This window comes from Bacillus sp. FSL K6-6540, assembly GCF_038007545.1.
Map to the genome: position 1 here is coordinate 3236691 of NZ_JBBOXH010000001.1, position 24429 is coordinate 3261119.

General features: G+C 52.0%; 14 protein-coding genes and 2 pseudogenes. 15 read left to right on the top strand and 1 reads right to left on the bottom strand.

The features are described 5' to 3' along the window. The first annotated feature begins 3 nt into the window (after positions 1-3). The 11 genes and pseudogenes from MHH82_RS14430 to MHH82_RS14480 all read left to right on the top strand — a co-directional run bounded on the left by MHH82_RS14430 (position 4) and on the right by MHH82_RS14480 (position 19741). On the top strand, positions 4-2073 hold the full coding sequence (locus MHH82_RS14430) for a beta-galactosidase (protein WP_340966371.1): 2070 nt from the start codon (positions 4-6) through the stop codon (positions 2071-2073). Between the two features lie 569 nt (positions 2074-2642). After that, on the top strand, positions 2643-4328 hold the full coding sequence (locus MHH82_RS14435) for an RICIN domain-containing protein (protein WP_340966373.1): 1686 nt from the start codon (positions 2643-2645) through the stop codon (positions 4326-4328). A 337-nt stretch (positions 4329-4665) separates the two neighbouring features. Beyond that, positions 4666-5817, top strand: a complete 1152-nt coding sequence (locus MHH82_RS14440) for a glycosyl hydrolase family 88 (RefSeq protein ID WP_340966375.1) — start codon at positions 4666-4668, stop codon at positions 5815-5817. Between the two features lie 80 nt (positions 5818-5897). Beyond that, positions 5898-6797, top strand: coding sequence for an AraC family transcriptional regulator (locus MHH82_RS14445; RefSeq protein WP_251495321.1), 900 nt, complete (start codon positions 5898-5900; stop codon positions 6795-6797). Positions 6798-7005: 208 nt separating this feature from the next. Next, the gene (locus MHH82_RS14450; RefSeq protein WP_251495324.1) at positions 7006-7989 is read left to right on the top strand and encodes an ABC transporter permease; all 984 of its coding nucleotides are present in this window, start codon (positions 7006-7008) and stop codon (positions 7987-7989) included. A 28-nt stretch (positions 7990-8017) separates the two neighbouring features. Next, entirely contained in the window at positions 8018-8887 is an 870-nt protein-coding gene (locus tag MHH82_RS14455) for a carbohydrate ABC transporter permease (RefSeq protein WP_251495327.1), read from the top strand. Positions 8888-8957: 70 nt separating this feature from the next. Beyond that, entirely contained in the window at positions 8958-10511 is a 1554-nt protein-coding gene (locus MHH82_RS14460; RefSeq protein WP_340966378.1) for an extracellular solute-binding protein, read from the top strand. A gap of 145 nt (positions 10512-10656) precedes the next feature. Further along, positions 10657-12105 carry a glycosyl hydrolase family 28 protein gene (locus tag MHH82_RS14465; protein WP_251495332.1) on the top strand — a complete coding sequence of 483 codons (1449 nt, stop codon included), beginning with the start codon at positions 10657-10659 and terminating at the stop codon, positions 12103-12105. 247 nt (positions 12106-12352) lie between these two features. Then, positions 12353-18052, top strand: a complete 5700-nt coding sequence (locus tag MHH82_RS14470; protein ID WP_340966381.1) for a LamG-like jellyroll fold domain-containing protein — start codon at positions 12353-12355, stop codon at positions 18050-18052. 122 nt (positions 18053-18174) lie between these two features. After that, positions 18175-18507 (top strand): annotated as a pseudogene (locus MHH82_RS14475) (LysE family transporter); the annotation flags it as partial. Positions 18508-18606: 99 nt separating this feature from the next. Next, a pseudogene (locus MHH82_RS14480) lies at positions 18607-19741 on the top strand (IS3 family transposase). Positions 19742-19780: 39 nt separating this feature from the next. Here MHH82_RS14480 and MHH82_RS14485 read toward each other — a convergent pair. Beyond that, a complete protein-coding gene (locus MHH82_RS14485) occupies positions 19781-20419 on the bottom strand; it encodes a hypothetical protein (protein WP_340966382.1) in 639 nt (212 codons plus the stop codon). A gap of 6 nt (positions 20420-20425) precedes the next feature. Here MHH82_RS14485 and MHH82_RS14490 point away from each other — a divergent pair, with 6 nt between their 5' ends. The 4 genes from MHH82_RS14490 (at position 20426) to MHH82_RS14505 (ending at position 24369) form a co-directional block, all read left to right on the top strand. Then, the gene (locus MHH82_RS14490; RefSeq protein ID WP_340966383.1) at positions 20426-20800 is read left to right on the top strand and encodes a GerAB/ArcD/ProY family transporter; all 375 of its coding nucleotides are present in this window, start codon (positions 20426-20428) and stop codon (positions 20798-20800) included. Between the two features lie 118 nt (positions 20801-20918). Then, positions 20919-21557, top strand: coding sequence for a spore coat protein (locus MHH82_RS14495; RefSeq protein WP_015735056.1), 639 nt, complete (start codon positions 20919-20921; stop codon positions 21555-21557). Positions 21558-21723: 166 nt separating this feature from the next. After that, on the top strand, positions 21724-23346 hold the full coding sequence (locus MHH82_RS14500; RefSeq protein ID WP_340966385.1) for a helix-turn-helix domain-containing protein: 1623 nt from the start codon (positions 21724-21726) through the stop codon (positions 23344-23346). Between the two features lie 63 nt (positions 23347-23409). Further along, a complete protein-coding gene (locus MHH82_RS14505; RefSeq protein ID WP_340966386.1) occupies positions 23410-24369 on the top strand; it encodes an ABC transporter substrate-binding protein in 960 nt (319 codons plus the stop codon). Positions 24370-24429: the final 60 nt, after the last annotated feature.

A 24429-nucleotide genomic window follows, 5' to 3' on the forward strand; every position in this document is an offset into this window, starting at 1 on the left:
GGTATGGATAACTCCGTGTTATTGTCTTGCCAAGCGTTTGAGACTGAGGACCGGATCCGCGTCGCAGCCGCTTCGGCATCTGAGTTTCGGCTAATTGTGCCGCCGGAAGGCGGCGGCATTCGGCTGCGTGCGGGAACGGTCAGCAGCAGCGTTTGGACCGCAAGCGAATTCGTTGTTGCCGACGTCTATCATGAGTGCCACGATGTACTGGTGCTTCTGTTCGGCTTCGGGGATCAAGAAGGGCGGTCCATCACGTATCATGTCGGCATACTGCCGAAGCTACCGACAACGGTATGCTTGCCGCTAAAACATCTGGACGGAGAGAAGCTGTTTCTCTCCCGTTATCCGGGTACGCTGCAAACGGTGCTTCGCGGTGACGCACGTGTTGATCGCCATTCGATCAACACTTTCTCCATTGCCACGATTCCCTCGACAACGGATCGGAGCGTCAAGATCTCCAATCTGCGTCTAAACGTCAACGAACCGGAGTTCAAACGGGAGCGTCAGGTATACATCGATCGGATGGGACAGATGGTCGGCCGCGAATGGTCATGGAAAACCGCTGACGAGCAGGAACTGGCGAGCCGGCTTCAAGCCGAACGCGCGGAAGCGGCGGCAGCCTTAGAAGGTGCGGCCGAAGGGAAGGCGGCACTGCTTGGAATAAAGGCAGGAACTCAAGCTCTAGAATCGTCCCGTAACTTGGAAGACTTCGGTTTTGGCAAGTATGGAGGCTGGAGGGGAAAGGCGTTCAAGCCGACAGGCTATTTCCGCACGGCCCATGACGGCTCAAACTGGTGGTTCGTCGACCCGGACGGCTTCGCATTGTTCAGCGCCGGCATGGACTGCATCGGACCGGCTTCGCCAATGCGAATAACGGGGATGGAACATTTGCTGCCCGAATTGCCAAAGCCGGAGGAAGGCTTCGGAGATGCATGGATGCGAGGGGGAGCGGAGTTCAGCTTCGAGGTTGCCAATCTGATTCGTGCATTCGGTGCAGACTGGCGACGGGATTGGACGTCGCTGACCGAGTTTCGGCTGCGGCACTTTGGCTTCAACACGATCGGCAATTGGTCCGATGCGGGCTTTATCCGGGACTCGACGCTGCCTTACGTATATCCGCTGACCGATTTTCCGTCGACGGAGAGAACCATTTTCCGGGATTTTCCGGACGTGTTCAGTCCGGAATACGAACGCGGCTCGAAGGACTTCGCGCAGCAGCTTGTGCCGCTCCGGGAGGATCGCCGGATGATCGGGTATTTCATGCGTAACGAGCCGCACTGGGCTTTCGTGGAAGGTCTGGATCTGACCCGGCTCATGCTGGAGTCCTCTGTCCGTTTCGATAGCAAGGAACGGTTCGTGGAATGGTTAGGCGTCAAATACGAAACGATGGAACGCCTGAACGCGGCATGGGGGAGCGATTATGAAAGCTTCCATCAGCTGTACGAGCCGGTGCAAGCAATGGCATCCTTCCGTGAGGCCTATAGGGAGGATTGCTCGGCGTTCAACCGGATTCTGATTCGGCGATACGTGGAGCTCCCTGCCCGCCTATGCAAAGAGGCGGACCCGAACCATCTGAACTTGGGCATGCGGTATGCCTGGGTGAGCAGCGATGAAGTGCTTGATGGCTGCGAATGGTTTGACGTGTTTTCGCTTAACTGTTACCAGTTCGCGCCTGATCGCGAGCAGATCGCGGAGATTGCAGTGAAGCTGAACCGGCCCGTCATGATCGGCGAGTACCATTTCGGGTCAGCCGAAGGGGGCTTGCCGGCTTACGGCATCCGGGCCATAGCCACCCAGCGGGAGAGAGGCGACGCCTATCGCTATTACGTGGAACAAGCCGCGTCCATTCCGGAATTGATCGGCGTCCATTATTTTCAATGGAACGACCAGCCTGCCCTCGGCCGTTTCGACGGCGAGAATTACCAGATCGGCATGGTCGATGTTTGCAATCAACCGTATGCCGACTTCGCCGTGGCGGCGAGAACGGCGCACGAACGAATGTATGCGGTCCGTATCGGTGCGGTGCCGACTTTCGACTGCCAGCCGAGAGAAATTCCGAAGACGGGATTTTAATATGCCGTTTTTAGGAGATGTAGTCAGGCCAAGCTGACATGAAAGGTCCGATCCCAACGATTTAAACGTGATGAAAAAAACATAAGCTCCATAAATATTGGCAACGCCTTCGATAAGCAATGGAGCAGAACATGTGAGCCTCGGGGAATCCCCGGGGCTTTAGGTATGCCGGCAGGAGACGTGCGGTTCATTCAACGTTCGGAAGCCGCATGTTCGGATAGAAAGGCCTCACACGGCCAGCCATCTTCATCTTCATGTCGAGCAGCGGACCATTCGCTTAAGCGAAAGCAAGAGGAAGCACCCTTAATAAGTGTAGAGAGCAATCAAAACAGCAAAAAATTTACATTTATACACAGGAATTCAAAATTTACTCGTCCTTTCAAAGCGTAGAATTGAAATTGTAACTACCCATATTCATGAAGCAAGGAGGGAGGCGGGCTCAGATAATTGAAAGCGCATCCATAAAGTAGGGGGGTAAAAAAGGAGGCTGCTTTGCATGCAGCGAGAAAGACTGATTTAGGGATGATGCAACAAAGTCAAAATGTTAAAGAGAAGGAGTGAAATTGTGAATGAAGATGAAGAGAGGTGTCGTGTTGTCCTTGATCTTAGGTCTAATGCTAAGCATGACCGGATATGTCCATGGAGAAGGAGCCGAACCGGCAACGGCCGGCCCGTTTCTCCATCCAGGCCTGCTCCACACCCAGACGGATTTGGCCCGGATCAAGCAAAAGGTGGAGGAGGGCGCCCAGCCGTATCTGGACGGATGGAACCAGCTCGTTAACAGCCCGTATTCGCAGGCAGGCTGGACACCGCGCGCAACGGCAACGATCGTTCGGGGCGGCGCGGGCGACAACGTAGCCTTGCTCTATAACGATGTCGCTCGAGCTTACCAGAATGCATTAAGGTGGAAGATTACCGGCAGTACGGCGCATGGCGATACGGCGCGGGACATACTCAACGCCTGGTCTGCCACGTTGACGACGGTCACCGGCAATGCAGACCGCTATTTGGCCGCAGGTCTTAACGGCTACCAGCTTGCCAACGCGGCCGAGCTCATGCGGGACTATCCCGGGTTCGACGTATCCCGGATGCAGAACATGCTGCTGAACGTATTCTACAAGCCCCTCAACGAACGCTTCTTGATCGGTAACGAATATGGCAGGGACCACAACGATGCGTTCATTCAAAATTATTGGGCCAATTGGGATTTGAGCAATATGGCGGCAACGGTGGCGATCGGCATTTTTTGCGACAGACGGGACATCTACGACATCGGCATCGAGTATTTCAAGCATGGAGCAGGAAACGGCTCGATTTATAACGCGATACCATTCCTGCATCCGGACGGCCTCGCCCAATGGCAGGAATCTGGACGCGATCAGGCACACACCCTACTGGGAATCGGACTGATGGCCGTCACGAGCGAGATGGCGTGGAATCAAGGCGACGATTTGTATGGCTGGGCAAACAACCGCTTTATGCGCGCCGCCGAATATGTTGCCAAATACAACAACGGAAGCGATGATGTACCGTTCGCTGCCTACGAATGGGGATCCGGAACGAACGGAGCCGTACAGAGGCAGACGGTCATTTCCGCTGCCGGCCGCAATGAACCGCGACCCGTATGGGAAATGATTTATAACCATTACGCCAACCGGAAAGGGCTTTCGGTGCCTAACGTCGCTGCCCGCGCACAGCTCTTGAGGCCTGAAGGCGGCCCGAATGCCTCCCATGCCTCGACGTTCGACCAGCTCGGATTCGGAACGCTGCTGTATACAAGGCCGCCAGGCACGGGCAACTCGGCCGTGCTGCCGGACGGAAACATTCCGGATGGTACGTATCGTTTCATGGTGCGCCATGTCGGGAAAGCGATGACCGCATCCGGAACGGCAAGCGGCTCGAATATCGAGCAGCGAACCTTGGACGGGGATCCGAGCCAGCAATGGAACGTGGCGCATCTCGGGGGCGGGCAGTATTCGATACGGAACGAGAAAAGCGGATTGTATCTGCAAATATCGAATGCTTCGTTGGAGCATGGAGCCTCGTTTCAACTGGCGAACCGCAATGATGGTGACCATCAACGATTCGCGTTCATTCCCGTCGGTGACGGGCATTATCGAATCACGCCCGTCATAAGCAACAAACCGGCGGACGTTAAAGACATCTCTACGGCGGACGGTGCTCTTATCCATCAATGGCGGTATATCTTAGGACACCATCAACAATGGAAACTCGAGCCCGTATCCGAGTCATGAGGATAGCGTTTTGCCGGCGTACGGATAGAAGGAAAAGTCTTAATGATAGGATGTTTGCCCGGCCACACGGCCGGGCTTTTTATGCGTTCACGAAAATCACCTTGCCCGCGTCGGCGAGCGAAACGGATTTTCCTGATTTTCCATCGAAAATTGCAAGATATCCAGCAAAAGTGCAATAGGACGAACAGCCTCGCCGAATTACACTGGATTCAAGAGAGACATACAACAAGATTTCAACATTTCTTGTCTTGTTTTGCAAACTTCTCGATACGGTCAGAAATTACACTGATCATAAAGATCCATCATCCGTTTTCGTACAGAAAGAAGGTTATGATCCGTGTTAAGTAACGACGAGCAGCAGTGGCTGAACGGCCTGATCGCGAAGATCACCGCGAAGATGGCTTGGGTCAGCGAAAAATCAAGACACAAAATCCCATATACCACGATCGACGGGACACATGACGACCGTTCCGCATCGAATCCCTCCGGCACAGTGACGGACGGAATCAATTGGTGGACGAACGGGTTCTGGGGGGGCATGATGTGGCTCATGTACCACGAAACGGGCAACGAAAAATATAAGGATGTTGCTGTGATTTCGGAAGCCAAGCTGGATCGGTGCTTTGAAGAGTTTTACGGACTGCATCACGATGTCGGCTTCATGTGGCTGCTCACGAGCGTGGCTAATTTCAAATTGACGTCAAACCCGGTTTCCCGCAAAAGAGCCCTGCATGCGGCTACGCTGCTGGCAGGAAGATTCAACCCGGCCGGCGGCTTCATTCGCGCCTGGAACGATCTGGATGACGGCGATACGCGGGGCTGGGCGATCATCGACTGCATGTTCAACATCCCGCTCCTATACTGGGCAACGGAAGAGACGGGGGATCCGAGATTCAGGCAGATTGCGTTAAGGCACGCGGATACGGCCATGACAGCATTCGTACGCAGGGATGGCTCCGTGAATCATATCGTGGAATTTGATCCGTACGAAGGTGGCGTTGTCCGAACCTATGGCGGGCAAGGATACGAGGACGGTTCCTCCTGGACAAGAGGACAGACTTGGGCGATGTACGGCTTCCTGATGAGTTACAAGCACACCGGCAAGGCTGAATATCTGGATACCGCCAAACGGATCGCTCATTATTTCATGGCGAATATGCCCAAGAACGGGGTCATCCCGATTGATTTCCGTCAGCCTCCGGAGCCGAAGCTCGAAGACGATACGGCGGCGGCCATCGCCGCTTGCGGATTAATCGAGCTTTCCAGGTCCGTCGAAACGTACGACAAGCACATCTATTTGAAGACAGCGCTGAAATTGCTGAGTTCCCTGGAGGCGCGTAGCGATTGGACCGAACAATCGGACGCGATCATCCAGCGCGGCTCGGCAGCGTACCGCGGCACCACGCATCACCAGCCGATTATTTACGGGGATTACTTCTTCATGGAAGCCGCGTTCAAGCTGAAGGGCAATGATCTTTATCTATGGTAAAGATGTGATCCGGATTGCAGAGAAGCAGGTGGGATGCTCGTTTAGTCGTACGTTCACGATTCCAGTATGGAGGAATGGATATGAAACGTATGTTTGAAGCGGTTGTTTTCGGAGGCGCGAAGCTATTCTGGGATTATCGTCACCGCAACACTGGTCATTACAAAGGCTACTATCATTGGCATCAGTGCTGCGAGATGCTATTCGTCCACGAAGGGGCCGGACATGTCGTCGTAGGCGGCGAGACGTTCCCCATTCGCAGGGGGATGCTGTTCTTCTTCCGGCCCTATCAGCTGCACCACGTGTATGCGAACGTAAGCCAGGAGCAGCCGTATACGCGGACAATATTCCACTTTGATCCCCAGCTGGCCGATGAACTGCTGCATCCGTTCGCAAGGCGTCACGGCATGTTTGCCGCCTTATGGCAGGGCAGACATCCGGTCCAGGCGTTTGATTTGCAGGCTGCCGAAGAAGCGGTCGAACGTAATTTTGACGATTATGATCGTACCAGGCAAGAAGGGAAAGGCGAAGATGCGGAAGAGATCGGCATGCTTATCCTGCGGCTGCTCGATACGGTCATTCGTTATGATCATTCCGGACTTAGCCGAGCGCCGGGAGCGTTGGATCGAAAGTCGGCTAGTTATGTGCAGCAGGCGATGCGCTGGATCGACGAGCACTATCAAGAAACGTTCTATCTGGATGATCTTGCCGATGCCATGCATTTATCGAAGTTTTATTTATCGAAGCTGTTTCATGAGGAAACGGGCAGCACGCTGAAGGAATATGTGACGGCGAAGCGCATGAGGCAAGCATGCAGGCTGCTCGAAACGACAACGAAGTCGGTGGAGTGGATCGGATCCGAAGTAGGAATATCGAACACGTCCTACTTCGTTCAGGTGTTCAAGCACGAAGTCGGGACGACCCCGCTTAAATACCGAACAGGGTTCAATCATTCGGTGCAGGGCAAAGGCAAGGCGCGCTAAACCGATCCGTCCCGGACAGAAGAACAACCAATGAACATTTTCGCGCATCGTTTTGCCATTATGACGTTCCGATTGCAGATACAATGAGTGCAAGAGTTAGCTATAGATGAAGAGAAGTTACTCTTTGTCTAGGCAGATGGCTTCGTTTTACGGGGGATGAACATGATCATTCAATCCTCCTTAGATATCTGGAAGGAAGTGCAGGCCATTGAATAAGTTGAATGTCGCTCATGTCCCGAATCATGAAAACGGTAACAGTGCAGCCGTGAACAGGGGCGGAGCTTGGAAAGAGACCTGGAAAAATTATAAAAAAAGCAAATATTTATTTTTTATGCTCATCCCCACGTTGATCTGGTTCGGCATTTTCCATTATGGGCCGTTATACGGCATCCAACTGGCCTTTAAGGATTTTAGCCCGATCAAAGGGATATGGGGGAGCGAGTGGGTCGGACTCGAACATTTTGAATTTTTGTTCTTCCAGTCGCCCGACTTTGCCCGAATTTTTCAAAATACGCTGCTGATCAGCCTGTACAATATTATATTCGGCTTTCCGGCGCCGATCATTCTCGCGCTTCTGTTGAATGAGCTGCGTTCCCACAGGTTCAAGCGTGTCGCGCAGTCCATCTCGTACATTCCTCACTTTTTTTCCTGGGTCATTCTGTCGGGCATCATCATCGTCATGCTGTCGCCCTCGGAAGGACCCGTGAACTACATTTTGCAGCTGTTCGGCATGGAGCCGGTGTACTTCTTGGCCGATCCCGATTATTTCCGTCCGACGCTGGTCGCTACGAATATCTGGAAGGAGATCGGGTGGGGAACGATCATTTATTTGGCGGCGCTCGCAGGCATCGATCCTACGTTATATGAGGCGTCCGTTATCGACGGAGCAGGCAGATGGAAAAAAATGTGGCATATTACGCTGCCTTCGATCCTGCCCGTCGTTTCGATCATGTTCATCCTGTCGCTCGGCGGCATTCTGAATGCAGGATTCGACCAGATCTTCAACCTGTACAGTCCAGCCGTATATGAGGTCGCCGACGTAATCGATACCTATGTGTACCGGGCAGGCATCCAGCAGGCTCAGTTCGGGTTAACGACGGCCGTCGGATTATTCAAGAACGTTATCGGCATCATGCTGGTGCTGGGCACCAATTACGTCATGAAGAAAATGGGACAGGAAGGCGTCCTCTAACAAGGACCGGAAGGAGATGGGCAGTCTTATGAAAATGAGTTCGGGAGAGCGTATATTTCAATGCTTCCTCATTTTATTCGTTACCCTATTATGTGTTGTAACCGTTTACCCTTTCTTGCATATAGCATCCGTTTCGCTTAGCAGCCCAAGCGAAGCGAGTCGTTTCGGTTTTCATTTATATCCGCGGGAGTTGGACTGGTTCGCCTGGAACCAGGTATTAAGCCAGACGAAAATCTGGATCGGCTTCGGCAATTCGGTGTTTCGGACGATTCTAGGCACGGCGTTGTCGCTGATCGCCATGTCCCTGTGCGCCTACCCGTTGTCGCGCAAATATTTGCCCCACCGCAGCTTTTATACCATGGTCATTCTGTTCACCATGTTCTTCGGGGGCGGCATCATTCCGACCTATCTGTTGATGAAGTCGCTGCATTTGATGGATTCCCGCTGGATCTACATTTTGCCGGGACTGATTCCAGTGTTCTCGATGCTGGTGCTGCGCAATTTCTTCATGGCCATCCCGACGGAGCTCGAGGAATCCGCCAAGATCGACGGGGCCAACGATGTCGGCATATTGTTCCGCATCATTCTGCCGCTGTCCAAACCGGTGCTCGCCACATTGGCGCTTTGGTCTGCGGTTGGACATTGGAACGCATGGTTCGACGCCGTCCTCTACGTAACGGATCAGAACAAGCAAGTCCTGCAGTTTTTCCTTCGGGAAATCGTCATCACCAATACGGATGCGGAGACGTTCGGCCGAACCGTCGTGGGCAATTTCGAGTATACGTCGTCCATCAAAGCAGCAACCATCATGTTCGCGGCTTTGCCGATCCTGATCGTGTACCCGTTCCTTCAGAAGTATTTCGTGAAAGGGACGATGATCGGCTCGCTTAAGGGCTGACCGATATAACCGGGCAGTGGAATCACTCTCGATTATATAAAGTTACAGGTAAAAAAAGGGAGGATCTAACATGAAACATTGGAAAAGGCTTGGCTTGTCTGCGGCCCTGTCCATCTCGCTGGTGGCTGCAGGCTGCAGCGGTGGCTCGAGCGGCAATGAGACCGCCGAAACCGATAAGCAAGGCGAAGACAAACCGATCGTCATCATGACCAACGCATCGACCTGGGACATTCCGACAGAGGACGGCAATCCGACCCAGAAGTATTTGGAAGAACGCTATAACGTGAAGTTCGTCAACATGAGAGGGAATGACGAGAATTTCAAAGTGATGGTCGCTTCCGGCGAGATTCCAGATATTTTGCCTCATAACATCAGCGAAGCGGATATGACCAACTGGGCTAGGCAGGGGGTGATCGCCAGCATTTCCGTCGACGAAATCAAGAAATACATGCCGACCTACGTGAAGGAAGTGGAGGAAATCGACCCCAATGCTTGGGACGTCGGAATGATCGACGGGAAAAACTATGGTGTTCCCCGCATCTGGCTTAACGGGGCTTACGGCTTTATACCGACCTATAACGGGGAGTGGCTGAAAGCGATCGAGTACGACGAGCCGCCGACAACGCTGGAGCAGCTGGAGGACGTATTGACCAAGTTCCGCAACAACGATCCGGACGGTAATGGCAAGAAAGACACCTATGGCATGAGCGGACGAGGTAAAGACGTAAGGGCCCAAATGTTCAATTCCATCTATGCCGCTTACGGCGTCAATCCCTACCACTTCCGATTAACCGACGAGGGAAAAGTGACTTGGGGCGGCATAACGGACGAGGCCAAGGAAGCGACGAAGCTGCTTCGAACCTGGTACCAAGACGGGTTGATCGATCCGGAATTCATGACCGATGACGGCGCGTTGATCGGACAGAAGTGGAGCAGCCACAAAATCGGATATGTCGATAACAACATGTACCACCATTTATTCGCCGGACAGGAAGCCGATAAGACGAATGGTACCAACCCCGTATACGGCAAAGGCGTTATCGGGCCGGCAGGCGAATCGATCGTGATGTCCAACGGGGCGCTCCAGGTGCCGCTTCTGTTCGGCAAGCAGGTCGAGGAGGACGAAGCCAAACGAATTAAAATATTGCAGATGCTGGAGGATCTGACCACCAGCGACGAAGCCTACCTGCGCAGCGTTTTCGGTGAAGAAGGCTTGTCCTACGACCTGGTGGACGGGGCCGTCGTCATGAAAGAGCCTTACGCCAGCACCGTTGAAGAGGCGCGTGCCATGGGGTATGGCGGATACTATAACCCGCTGGTAGAACGGGATTCAAGCATGTGGAAATACCACTTCTCGAAAGAGAAGCTGGAATTCAGGGAAACGTTGAACGAGGGAATGAAGCCGATTTCGGATATTCTTGGCCCGACGGCGCTGGAAAGCAAGGGCAAATATTGGGCAACACTCGTGACGCTGCAGGATGAATTCTATACCAAGGCCATCATCGGGAAAGACGATCTGGACGCTTCTTTCGAGGCTTTCAAGACGCAATGGCTCAAAACCGGCGGCCAGGAAGTGCTGGACGAAGCGACTGCTGTTTACCAAGCACGCCAAGCGGCGAAATAAACCCAGTTTACCGTACTTTTGAACCGGGCTGCCATGAAGAGACTTCTTCGCTGGGACGGAGATTCAAACTCGGCAGCCCTTTACTCCTTATTTCCACTCGGAAGGGGATCACCTTAGGATTATTTTGTTTTATGGAGGAATGATCATGAACGAAACGTTACCAGCGCTCGTTACTTATCCCGCGCCTGAAGGTGCGGCCTTAAACGATGATTTCACGGTCCGTGTCAGATCGGGGGAGGGAGAATATCAAGACCTGTGCACCTATCTGGTCCGGGTCGACATGCACGACGTGCGCGAAGCGTCGATGGCGACATTCGATTTTGCCGGCGAAGTCGAGGTCGAGATCACATATAGGAGAGAGGCGCTTCATCAAGTGGATATCAGGCCTTTGGCCAGTCACATCGAATTCAATTACGATTCCGATAAGATCCGGCTCCGACTTGATCGGCCATGCCATTTAAGCATTGAGGCGAACGGGGATCGGTTTCACAATCTCCATCTGTTTGCGAATGCGCCCGAAGAAGATGCGCCGGACCCGGAATCCTCCGAAGTAGCCCTTATTGAGCCCGGGGAATATAGGATCCAGGACAAAATCGATCTTCTTCTTTCTGCAAGCGAAGCGGGGGGGCAAGCCATTCGCGTCGTTTATTTCGGACCCGGAGTGCACCGATTCCAGGACGGGTTGTTTCATGTGCCGTCGAACACCACGGTGTATCTTGCGGGCGGATCCGTCATCATCGGATCGCTCGTATGCGATCGTGTCGAGAACGTCCATATTCGGGGTAGAGGGATTGTATACTTGCGGGAAATCGAGAAGACCACCTATTGGCGGTCCGTGCAGATCAATTATTCCCGCCATATCACGGTCGAGGATATCATCTCCATCGATCCTCCCCACTACAGCATTCATCTTGGCCAATCGGAGAACGTTCGCATTCGCGGCTTTAAATCGTTCAGCACGCGCGGGTGGTGCGACGGCATTGATATGATGTCCTGTCGTAACGTCCTTATTGAGGACGTGTTTCTTCGCACCTCCGACGATTGCATCGCCATTTATGCCAGCCGAGGTGCATTTAAGGGCGATACGTCGAACGTGCGGGTGAATCGCGCGGTTCTGTGGGCAGACGTTGCCCATCCCGTCATGATTGGCGTTCACGGCGATCACGAGGGGGAAGGGGATACCATCGAAAACATCTCTTTCCACCATATCGATATCTTGGAGCATCATGAGCCTCAAGACGGTTATTGGGGCTGTCTGGCGATCAATGCCGGAGATCAAAATACGGTTCGGAACGTATCCTTCAATGATGTGCGAATTGAGCCGTTTAAGCTGGGGAGGCTTTTCGATATACGGGTCTTTCATAACCCGAAGTATAATCCACTACCTGGCAACCGCGTGGAGAACGTTTATTTCAACGATATTTCCTATCAAGGAAGGTGCGATAATCCTTCGGTGGTTGCCGGTTACGACGCGAAGCGAGTGGTGACAGGCGTCCATTTCCGTAATTTGCGTATCAATGGTGAGCTTATCATGAACGCCGAAGCGGGCCATTTTCAATGCAACGAGTTTCAAAGCAACGTGACGTTTGAATAAGCAGCGCCAAACTTAATCACAGGGCGAGGAATAGCGGTGTAAACCTACAAAAAGGAGGTGGTGAAATCACTAGTCCGTGCGAATATCGATGCCAGACCACACAGCATCGTTTAAAGGAGAGATGATTGATAATCGTTCATGAGAGCCATCTGTATTCCACCAAGACAAAGAATGGCCGACGAAGCCAGAACGCGTAAACGCTTACCCAGTAAATGAAGATATTAATCAATGGGAGGGCAACAATCGAATGCATAGCTTCATGATTTCTGTATTTCGACGTGCGAAGGAACCTGAAAGATGGGGCAGGAAGCTTTTTGTCCTGTGCTTGGCTGCATCATTGATATTACAGTCGATTGGAACGGAATCCACATCCGCCGCTCAAGCTATGGCTGGCGCATCCGGAGAAACACCTCAAGCGGCTGGTTACTTGGATCAGATCGAATTCGGCGACACGGCATCGGAAGCCGCTCATCTTTTCCAGGGAGAGTTTACAAAAGCGATCATCGGACTCTTCGATGAGACTGCCAGAGTTTCGAAGCCGCGCGAACCGGCGGAAGGGCAAGGCGGGGATTTAACGTTCACGATGAGGATCGACCCCGTTTTACGCAATTATGTCACCGTGAAATTTTCTGGCAACGAGACCTCCTCCGTCAGCATGATCCATATTAACGGAGAGCAGATCGGTTATATCAGCAACGGGGATTATGAAGCCATCAACAAGGGCTGGATGCTGCCGAACCGGTTCTTTTACAATACGATATTGCTTCCACTGGAATCGACGGTCGGGAAAGATACGGTCGAGATCACGATTAAATCGTTCAACCCTTGGGGGATGATGACCTCCGATTCGAGAGGCTATTACAGTGCCTACACTCATACGCAAGCCTATATTCCAGTCGATGGGGAACAGCAGGGGCATAAATTTCAGCCGGGCCAGAACCCCGATACGATGCTGACGCCCGATCTGACGGTTACCGAGAAGCAGACGCTGATTGATAACTATAGGCAGGAACATCTCAATCTGTTCAACACGCTATCGGCGAAAGTCGATGGAAGCTCGAGCAGCAAATTGTCGATTATCCGTTACCAGGACGAACTGATGTTTTATGCGAATGTTTTGAACTATGAATGGTCGCCGGCAAAAACGCCTGAAGCGAAAAGAGCTGCGCTGGAGCGAATCTTCAAAACGGTCGATAATCATGTCAAAGATTATTACGGCAATACAAGGCTGGTTTTGCGCGGGGGACACCAGGGCGATTGGGGCGGTTATTACGGTGCGCTTGGCGAAGCGCTGTATATCGCGGAGAATTTGATCAAAGACGATGCGATCTATGGGGAAGATGCATTCCATGCGTTTCTGGATGAGCCGTTCGTTACAGGAACCGTGGCCGGCGAGTACTCTTTGGCGGGTGTGGATTGGGATGGCGGCGAATTAACGCGCCGAGAGGCCTGGGAACGGGCGCTGAAGGCGAATTTTGATTTCGCCAGGACTCGGCTGTCTTATATTTATAACCAGGTTTACTATACGTATGTTGGCGCATGGGAGGCACACGAAGGATTGCGCATCATCGGCTCAGACTATTACGAGGGCAGAGAACGCAGTCAACGCATCCTGCTTGAATCACTGGGAATACGGCCGTTTCTGGGCGAAGAAGTGCTGGTAGGCCCGAATGGCGAAGAATTGGATCTATACCATTCGCTGTTCTATCACGATGGAAGCGCGGTCTTCACCGATGACTTCACCCATATTGTCGGCAAGGGGCTTGCCAAGAGCAAGCTGGACGCCGATGGCAACGTGGTCAGACGACTGCCCTACGGCAAGCATTATACCGGTTTGACCGAGGCAGGGCTCACGAGGGAGAACGGCTATGTCGCGAACTATGGTGAGTCTGCCAACTATCTTGTGACTTATTTCTATAAGACGTTCAACCGCGCAGGCGACGAGAGCATGAATGACGAAATTCTGAAAGCGGCGTTGAAATCGGTTTACGCCCGCGGCTTTGTCCGCTATTCGTCTCTGGATGACAACGGACAAAGAATCATGCGAGCGGAACAAGTCACGGATGAGCGAAACCAGGGATTAACCGGCATGCCTGCTTATAGCGCCAGAATTGGGCTCGGCATGGGGATGCAATTCGCTTCGCTGGAAATGACGATGGCCGAGCACGAGACCCGGTACAGCGGACCGGAGTGGGAGGAGTATTGGCAGCATGCCAGAGAAGCGGTCGGTTTCGTGCAGCAGCAGATGGCCGATCACCAACTGCTCCACACCAAAGATTTCGGTCACCGGGGAACGATGAGCGGCCCCGATTTCCGCTTGGCGGATACTTATAAATACGTCACGTCCGGCAGGGCCGATTACGATCGGTTCGGAGGCGATATCCAGGCACGGATCGTCCTGCCGCAGACGGATTTCGATTACTATAATCCGGAAGAAATCGCTGCGCTGGGCGTCGATCCGGACGACTATGAGCAATGGGCTTGGGCGGATGTCGACAATATGTACGTTTCAGTCAGAGACGGCGATTTCAGAATGCTGGGTTCCTTGTTTTATCGCAATCGAGGGATGGCAAGCAACGGGCGGCTTCATATTATGAAGGATCAGTATGACCATATCGTTCAGATCGCAACAAATAACCTTTTCCGATATGAAGATTATTACTTGCGTGCAGGCAACATCGATTGGGATTTCCAGTCCGATCGAGCGAACAATTGGAGTGGAGCGCCGCAGGCGCTGGCCGGGGAACCTACGCCGATTTCTTATCAGCCCGGTATAGGCACCGTCAATCGCGATAATTTCGAAGCGGACACCCCTTATTCCGGATATCCCGAGCTGCAGACGTCGAGATACGGCAAATATTTCATGATCATTAATACAACACGAGACGAATACGGGAACAAACAAACTTTCGACGTTGAGCTGCCGTCCGACTTCTCGGGAGCCGAAGTGATCGATCTCATAACGGGAACGAACGTGCCGGTGGTGGACGGCAAGGTAACGGCAGCGCCAAAATCCGCCATGGTGCTGAAATTAACCTCTGACATTGAACCCGCCCCTAAGCCGTTCCACGTCGATTTCGTGCATGCTCTTGCGGGGAACGGTTACGTGGGCGTTACTTGGAAGACGACGTCCGGCGGGGAGTCTTATACCGTGAAACGATCGGAGTCGGAACAAGGGCCTTATTCAGCTATTGCAACAGGTGTCCGGGGCAATTATTACAAGGATACGACAGTGATAAACGGTAAGGTTTACTACTACAAAGTGTCTGCCGTGAACGAGAACGGCGAGGGTTGGGATTCCTGGCGCGCGAAAGCGGATTTGACCGTTCCGGTATCCGCCAAAGCAGACGATGTTTGGCGCGACGACCGGATTGACGATACATCAGGCACCGCCAAGATCAACGGTTCTTCTATAGCGATTGAAGGAGCGGAAGGAACGGGGCTTGGACAAGGGAACGATTACAACATATATGAACGGGATATCCGCGATTCGCTGCATTATGTAAATCGGGTGACCGCCGGGAACAGTTCCATCAGCGCCAGAATCGACGGCGCATCGGGAGAGGCGAGCGGCATCATGATGCGGGACCGGAACACCGCAGATAAGGCGCGTTACATCTTTTTCGGAGCCGATGAGAATGGGAAGCTGGTTTTGCGTAACCGGACGAGGAACTCTTTCCATCATTGGTGGAATGAACCTGCTAGCCCATACGATGCAAAGCTCAAGGGTTACACGGTCGCCGAGTATCCGTATGTTAAATTGATGCGCGATCATGATTCGCAGACGGTAGTCGCGTTCGTTTCAAAGGATGGCGCCAATTGGACCTATGTTTCGACAATGTCCTCGCTGTTGACTTACGCGTATTTAACCGGCGTTGTTGCATCCGATTCGGCCCAGTTTACCGATGTGACGGTAACGGAAACGCCGCAAGGCCACCTCTCGCCATTCGTTGAAAAAGACCAGGATCAGGTTGTGCTTCATTGGAATAAGCCGAAGCAGGCTTCTTGGTTTCATGTGTACCGAACGGCAGATGAGGCGGCCGGCCAGGCCGATCCGGAATTGAAGCCGGGCACCGCGGAGCCGGTTGACGGGTCGCCGTGGACACTTGTCCTTTCAGGGACTAGAGGTACTTCTTACGAGGAATCCAACGTTCGGTACGGCAAGGTGTTTTACAAGATCCTGCCGATTCACGCCGATGGAGCTCCGCAGTCCTTCTATGGCGTCATGGTATCTGCGGACTCCATCGAAGACGTGATTAGGCACGCCGAGGGCTTGCCGGCATCGGATTATACGAAGGCAAGTTACTACTTGTACCTCCAAGAACTGGAACGGATTAAGACGGAGATGAACAAGCCGGAAGCTGATGAGGTAACATTGATCCATGATGTCTATTCGGCCCGAAATTCGCTGGATCCTTATAAGGCATCCCTCTATCCGTTCGACGGAAACGCCGACAATGTCTTGGGTTCGTCCAGCGCTGCCGTATCCGGAACAACCGGGTACACGGCCGGAAAGGTCGGTCAAGCGATTGAGCTGAACGGTACGGACAGCTATGTCACGCTTCCAGCGACGGATAAAAAAGGGGCAGCCGACAACATCACGATCGCGGCCTGGGTGTACTGGAACGGAGGTAGTCAGTGGCAGCGGATATTCGATTTTGGCAATAATACCAACCAATATCTGTTCCTGTCGCCGCGATCGGGCAGCAATACGCTTCGCTTTGCCATCAAGAACGGAGGCGGCGAGCAGTTCGTGGAGTCGGGGCAGCTTGCGGCGAATCAATGGGTGCATGTAGCGGTTACGTTGGGAGACGGCACGGGCAAATTGTACGTCAACGGCGAACTGAAGTCGGAGAAGAACAACATGTCCATCAAGCCTAGCGACTTTAAGCCAAGCAACCGTTACATCGGCAAGAGCCAATTTGCGGATCCGTTGTTTGCCGGCAGGATCGATGATTTTCGCGTGTACGATTATGCATTGAGCGCGGATGATATTGGGGCGATTTATCGTAAAACGTCCGCATGGTTCGACGATTCCCTACTAGCCTTGCTGCTGGATAAGGCTGCCGGGGTGGATGCCGAATGCTGTACGCCTGACAGTTATGAAACGCTGCAAGAAGCCGTGGCTCTCGGTAGCGCGGTTTCGTCGGCGGAGCATGCCACACAGGAGGACGTGGATGCCGCTTCGGCTGATCTGCTCGCCGCACTCGAGGGTCTTGAGCTTAAGGGCGTCGATGTTATGGCGGATCCAGCCGAGCCGAACGGCAGCAACGCCTGGTACACGAAACCGGTAACCGTAACATTATCGAGGGCTTCGGGCGCGGAGTACAGCTTGGATGCCGGAAGCACATGGATCCCCTACAGAGAGCCGGTTATGCTAAACGAAGAAGGGGTCCATCGGTTCCTGTATCGTCTAGCCGGGGATACGGACCCAGCCGGATCTCTGGAGATTAAACTGGATCTGACAGAACCTGAACTGCTTATACTGGGCGATTCTTCCTACGCTATCGATCAGACGGTGAGCATTACATGCAGCGCGACGGATGTAATCTCCAGCGTGTACGGCAGGCCGTGCGATGAGCCGCTTCTACAGAGGCCGGCATTTCTTCTCGAACCGGGAGAGAACCGGGTGACGGTGACGGCGGAGGATCTTGCGGGCCATCAGGCGACCGCTGACCATGCGTTCACGGTGACGGCTACATTTGACGGCTTAAAAAGCGTGACGAGCGCATTCCTCCAGGATACGGGAAGCAAAGCTTGGGAAGCGGTGGCAAAATCCTATAACAAGAAGCTGGAACAGGCAAAAGAAAAAGCTGACAGCGGTCACATCGAAGCCGCAAGAGATATCATGAACGGGTATATCGGTCAGGTTCGAGGCCATACCGGGAAGTTCTTGACGCACGAACAAGCGTCGATTCTGGTCCGTTGGGCTGAAACGGTCATCTGACCTGCTTTTCTAGAAAAACCGCCTTAAGATAGGCGGTTTTTTCATGTTTTTGAGATTTAAAGTCATAACCGGCCGCTTTTTTCACATAAAATGTACAGGCTCTTATTCGTATGCGGGAGTGAATGCGATTGAATGTGAATTTATTGATAAGCTACATCATTCTAGGATTAACGTTGGCCGCTCCCATCGGGCCCGTCAATTCGGCCAGGCTTGATAAAGGCATCCGCAATGGCTTTTGGCATGCCTGGGTAGTCGGAGCAGGATCCATGTTGGCAGACGCAGCCTTTATGCTGGTCATTTATTTAGGACTTGTTCAATTTCTCAATATTCCGATCGTTCAGATTTTTTTATGGCTTTTTGGCGGATTCGTTTTAATTTATAGCGGTGTTGAGAGTATTATGAAAGTGAATAAATTGAAAATCAGCTCTGCAGCAAGAAAAAAGGATTCCATGTTCAGCGGGACTGACCCCATAACGTGAGACAAATTAAAAACACCTTCAAGAGAATGCAACCATGTCGTAAGATATGGGGACAACTTTGGAGGTGTTTTTGCGTTGGCAACAAGAGTCAGCTATCCAGTAGAAGTGAAAAAGAAAGCTATTGAAATGAGGTTGGATGGCATTCCAGTGAAAGAAGTCATGGACCAACTGAACATACGAAATAAGACACAAGTGGAGACCTGGATGAGATGGTATCGCAGCGGCCAATGGAACCAATTGGAGCAGCCTGTCGGTAAACAATACAGCTACGGTAAAGGCCCAGAATATAAATCAGAACTCGAGAAGGTACAGGCGGAAAATCGGTTTCTGAAGCAACAATTAGATCTGCTAAAAAAGTTCGTGGAAATGCAAAGGAGGTGTCGCCAAAGGCTGTAGTGGAGTCTGTTCGAGGAGAAATCAGTGTAACTCAAGCGTGTGCATGGATCGGGCTTTCTCGCTCCACCTACTATCGCTGGAAGAACGCCTCAAGAACCCATGTAAAGATCACATGGTAGAGACGATTCGAGAACTCTGTAGTCAGCATAAATTTCGTTATGGATACCGGAAGATCACGGCTCTGCTTCGAATGGAGCGTAAGATAAACCATAAACGCGTGCAGCAGATTATGCAGCGCGAGGGGCTCCAATGTCGTGTCAAAGTGAAGAAACGCAAACCTACTGGGCAGCCAGCTTATATCGCAGAGCACTTGTTAAAGCGCCAGTTTGCAGCCGATGCCCCCATGCAAAAACTCGTTACAGATATTACGTATTTGCCGTTTGGCGGAAAAACGTTATACCTGTCGAGTATCTTGGACTTGTTTAACGGAGAGATTGTGGCGTACAGTATTTCTGACAAGCAAGACACCGGGTTTGTCCTGGACACGCTGGGTCAGCTGCCCACTCTGCCGGGCACCATGCTCCATAGCGATCAGGGCAGCGTCTACACATCTCAAGCCTATCAAGAAGCTGTAAAGGGAAAAGGCATTACCATGAGCATGTCCCGCAAGGGTACGCCCGCTGATAATGCCCCCATTGAATCGTTTCATTCCACGCTAAAGTCTGAAACGTTCTATCTCGAAGGTTTAACATGTACGACGACGGCAATCGTCGAGCAGACCGTTCGAGACTACATTACTTACTATAACTCAATTCGCATTCAAACAAAACTAAACAACCAGTCGCCGCTTCATTTCCGGCAACTGGCTGCTTAAACTTGCAAGGTGTTTTGATCCACGTCTCGCAAACGGGGGTCAGTCCCAAGATGCCCTTTCTTTTTTTAATTGTTGATGGTGTTTGTCTGCATCCTGTTCCATACCTTTACCATGATCAGCGTCACGACAGCCACTAGCGCAGCCAAAATCAAACTGACGAAAAAACCGGGCCGGATGCTTTTTTTCCATGATCGTACCGGTTACGGCGCCCAACAGAAGAACGATGCCGATACCCCCCAAAACCAGGTCCTGGATCTTTACTTTCAAAATTTTATAGGCCGAGATGATAATGAACGACCAATTATACATCTGCAGTATGCCGGCTGCGGTTGTGATATATTCGTATATTTTTCCTGGCAATAGAAGCGCGGTGACGATCGAAGCGCTCAAACCGACCGCTGCAAGCACCAAGGAGGGGAGGGGCAGCTTTCGGAACTTTTCCATTTTCTTGGTAAAGATACTCGGAGCATCGCCATCCTTGGCCATCGTTACAAGCAAATTCACCACGGCAAACAAGGAGACGCTCATCGTCGAGAATCCGGCCATGATGATCGCACCATTGAATACATGGGGAAAGAAGGTTAACGGATAACTGGACAGGGCCGTAACGAAGGGGCTTTCTTTCTCTCTCAGAAGCTTGTAGGAAACCATGAAGACAGCAAGCCCGATGGATATCATGTAGTTTTGGGACCGACGCTGGCGGCCAATAGTACGCTTCCGCTGCTGCAAGTCGTGCAGCTCATTGAAATTGCCGAAGTGTTTGAGCGCATAGACGTTTTATTCGTTCTCGTCCTATTTCTCGGGTTGGGAGCGAAAATGACGGCTTTTTATGTGGGGGCTGTGATCGGACTTACTAAAATTACGGGAGTGCCTTATAAAATAGTTACCGTTCTGTTAGGGGTATGCTTGTATATGCTTGCCTTCCTGTCACCTAATTACCCGCATCATTTATGGCTAGGCGTGAAGATTGTCCTGACTTATGTAACCCCGGTTTTCCAGGTTGCCCTGCCGTTCATGCTGCTCTTGACGATATGGATCAGAAATAAGTCGTCTGCCTGAATACTTTTGATTCATGTAATGAACAATAAACCTGGACTGCAAATGCAATCCGTTCGCAGCGCCACCATCGTGGATTTATAGCTGCATAAAAATCGAAAAACCCATAGGAGGTACATGAATGCAATTCGAACAACAGCAAAATCATCAGAACATGGAAACCGGCATGATTCCACCGCAATTGAACCATGGCGGTCATGAAATGTTCGATGTACACGAGGTACTGGCAGGAGCCATCAATACGATGAACACGTATACCATGCTGAGCGGACATGTGCAGGATCCGGAGCTTCGGGATATCTTGCAGCGCCAAAAGCAATTTATGGCGGATGAATATAATATCACCTTAGAATGCTTCAAAACAGGACAAGATCCATCCAAGTCGACGCAAAGCTATAAAATGAAGCAGGGGAACGACTTTATCTACGGCATGAAACCGGGTCAACCGAAAAAACCGATGCAGTCCACTGCCGAGATCAATGATGAAACCATCGCGCTCAGCATGCTGAACGCCGTGAAATCCGGCGCTACCATGAAAACGAATGCAGCGATGGAATCCACGAATCCGGTTGTGCGCCGCGTCCTAGCGGATTCCCTTCCCAACTGCATCGAAATGGCGTATGAAATTTCGCTGTATCAAAACAAGCACGGCTACTATCAAGTGCCGCAGCTGCCTCAGCAAGATATGCAGTATATGCAGAACAGCTACGCCACGGCTCCGATCCAGTCGCAAATGCCCGGCAAAATGGCCCCTCACTAAATCCATAAAAGCGCCAAGTCCACAAGGAAATGGCGCTTTTATTTTTTCTGATTTCATCAGTTATAAGAGAGAATTCAGCTAGAGCTAAACACACTATTTTATTGAGAATGATTATCAATGAGATTATAATAGGTTAAAACAGGAGTTCGTCAGAAGGAGCGCCAGCATGGAAGAAACGCAATATTCGCTGTTGGGAGTACGGTACATAAAGCAAGGTCACGCCGAAGAGCCAGTCGGGGGTTTCATGGAGACGCATACCCTATACCTGATCCATAAAGGCTCCGGCGACTTATATTTGAACGGAGGAAAGCACCGACTGAAGGCGAAGGCTGTCTGTTATTGTCCGCCGGGTTCGATCGTCGACATTCAACGGACGCCGTCTTCCCCGGTGCCGCTGGAGGTTTACGAATTGCGTTATGAAGTATGGGATCTCAAGGAGAGCACCACGTGCAACAGGGTATACATCAAGAATTTGTCTGCACTGATGGACACCGGCAAGCTTCCCTTCGCCGCAACGCACGAAGCTCTTGTCCTGATTCAAGAACTAAGCCAACGAATGCAAGATCAAGCAGGAGGCGGAGGACTTGCAGCTCGTCTTTGCATCGACGCAGTATTCAAACAGTTGTTGAGTGCGCTGCTGCGATCAACGAACGATAAGAATCGGGAAGAGGATTGGCTTGAGCGTATGAGACTTGCAGTTGAATATATGGAGAAGCATTATCACATAGCCTTAACGCGCAACGACATGGCAAAGAGGGCTGGATTTACGCCGGAGCACTTTTCCGTATCGTTCAAAAAAGCAACGGGCTCCGGTTTCACGGAGTATTTAACCCGGCTGCGACTCGAGAAAGCCAGAGAGGCATTGCTTGATGGCGACGATCGCAATCTCGACCGCATTGCACGGGAGGTCGGATACCAAGACGGCATGTATTTAAGCCGGAAATTCAAGCAGCATTTCGGCCACTCTCCACGCGATTATATGCAGCGGCCAAAGCGTATTGTGGCGCTTCAATACCTGGGCCACCTGCTGGCTCTCGGACTTACGCCCGTGGGAACGTCATCGAATCTGCTGCGCGCCCGCCCCTTCAGGGGAATGCTTAAGCATGTAGCGGATATCGGAGATGCCAAATCGCACCGTGCGATTGCCTCCGTGCAGCCTGATCTGATCGTTACGTCCGGACCCAACAGCCAGCCTTTGTCCCGGCTCGCAACAACGATCTCGATTCCATGGGGGCAGGAAGACTCCTTAGACGAGCTGCTCCGGTTGGGCAGAGCGCTGAATCGCGAGCGGGAGGCGGAGAAGTGGATTACTGCGTTTCGGGCGAAAGAGGAAGCTGCAGCCTCTATGGTCGCCAACAGAATCAGTACTCATAACGCGACGGCAGTTGTACTGGAGTTTTGGCAGGACCGGTTATGGGCGGTCAATATCGCCTATGGCAGAGGCCTTCGCAATTTATACCGGACCTTTTCCTTTCGGCCGCCGGAGCCGCTGACTGATTACGTCCTGGGAGAAGGAATCGGCTTGGAATTAACGCCGGATATGCTTGCCGCGCATGCGGCGGATTATATATTCGTAACCGTGTGGGAAGCGGGTGGAGGTGCAGCATATGCAAAACGGGTTATGAACAGCAAGGAATGGAGGAGCCTGCCCGCCGTTCGCAACGGCAAAGTGTTCTTACTCGATCTGGAGCTGTTTAAGCATAATGATCCGATAGCGTTAGAGCAGCAATTAAGCATCCAAACCGAACTTCTTACAAATGTCCATAGAACCGCAAACGGAGCGCAATAGACGAGCCTTCTCCCTATTAATATAATAATGATAATCATTATCAATAGGTGGAGGGTTTAATGGATGCAGTGGCTTAAAGGTTGGAAACTGGCTCTGATCGGAAGTTTGGTCATCGTATTGGGAGCATGCGGGGATTCTGGACAGCAAAGCGAGAAGGTGGTGAACCAAGCGGGTCAACAAACAGAAGCAACACGCAAATTCGATACGGTTATGGGAGAGATCGAGATTCCTAAGGAACCGAAGCGAATCGTTGCGACGCAATACCTGGCCCATTTGTTGACCTTGGGCGTTAAGCCGGTCGGGGCAGGTACGGCCAGCTTGAATCAATATTTTTTGCAGGACCTGACGGACGGAATCGAGGATATCGGCGATGATCAAGCGGCGCTTGAGAAAATCGTGTCCCTTGATCCCGACCTTATTATTCGGCCTTCGGACAAGAATTATGAACAATTCGCCAAAATCGCACCGACGATTGTCATTCCATGGGGAGCTAAGGATTTGTATGCAGAGCTGCGGGAATTCGGCGATTTTCTCGGGAAATCGGAGGAAGCCGAGGAGGCAATCCGGCATTACGAGGAGAAGCTGGCGGAGGCCAAAACCAAGCTGAACGGCGTGGTCAAGGAAGGAGAAACCGTTGGCGTTTACGAGATTTGGGCGAAAAACTTCTGGGTTGTGGGAGAAAGCTTTGGCCGCGGAACCCGTAATCTCTATTCCGGTCTCGGCTATCAGCCGCCTGAAGCCGTGAAAGGGCAGGTCGTAAACGGAGGCGCCGGTTTGGACATTTCGCTGGAATCGCTGCCGGACATGGCCGCGGATTACATGTTCGTGACCGTCTACGATGCGGACGGGGGCGGGGAACGAGCCAACGAGATATTGGAGAGCGCGCTGTGGAAATCCCTTCCGGCTTACAAAAACAACCGCATCTTCACGCTGGATATCAACCAGTTCTCCGCAGGCGACCTGATCTCGCTTGAAAAGCAATTGGAGATACAGACGAATCTGCTGCTCGGCAACGTGAAATAGCCGCAACACGGGAAAACCATGTCGAAACCGGCTTAAAGTCGCGATCCTCGCGGCTTTTTT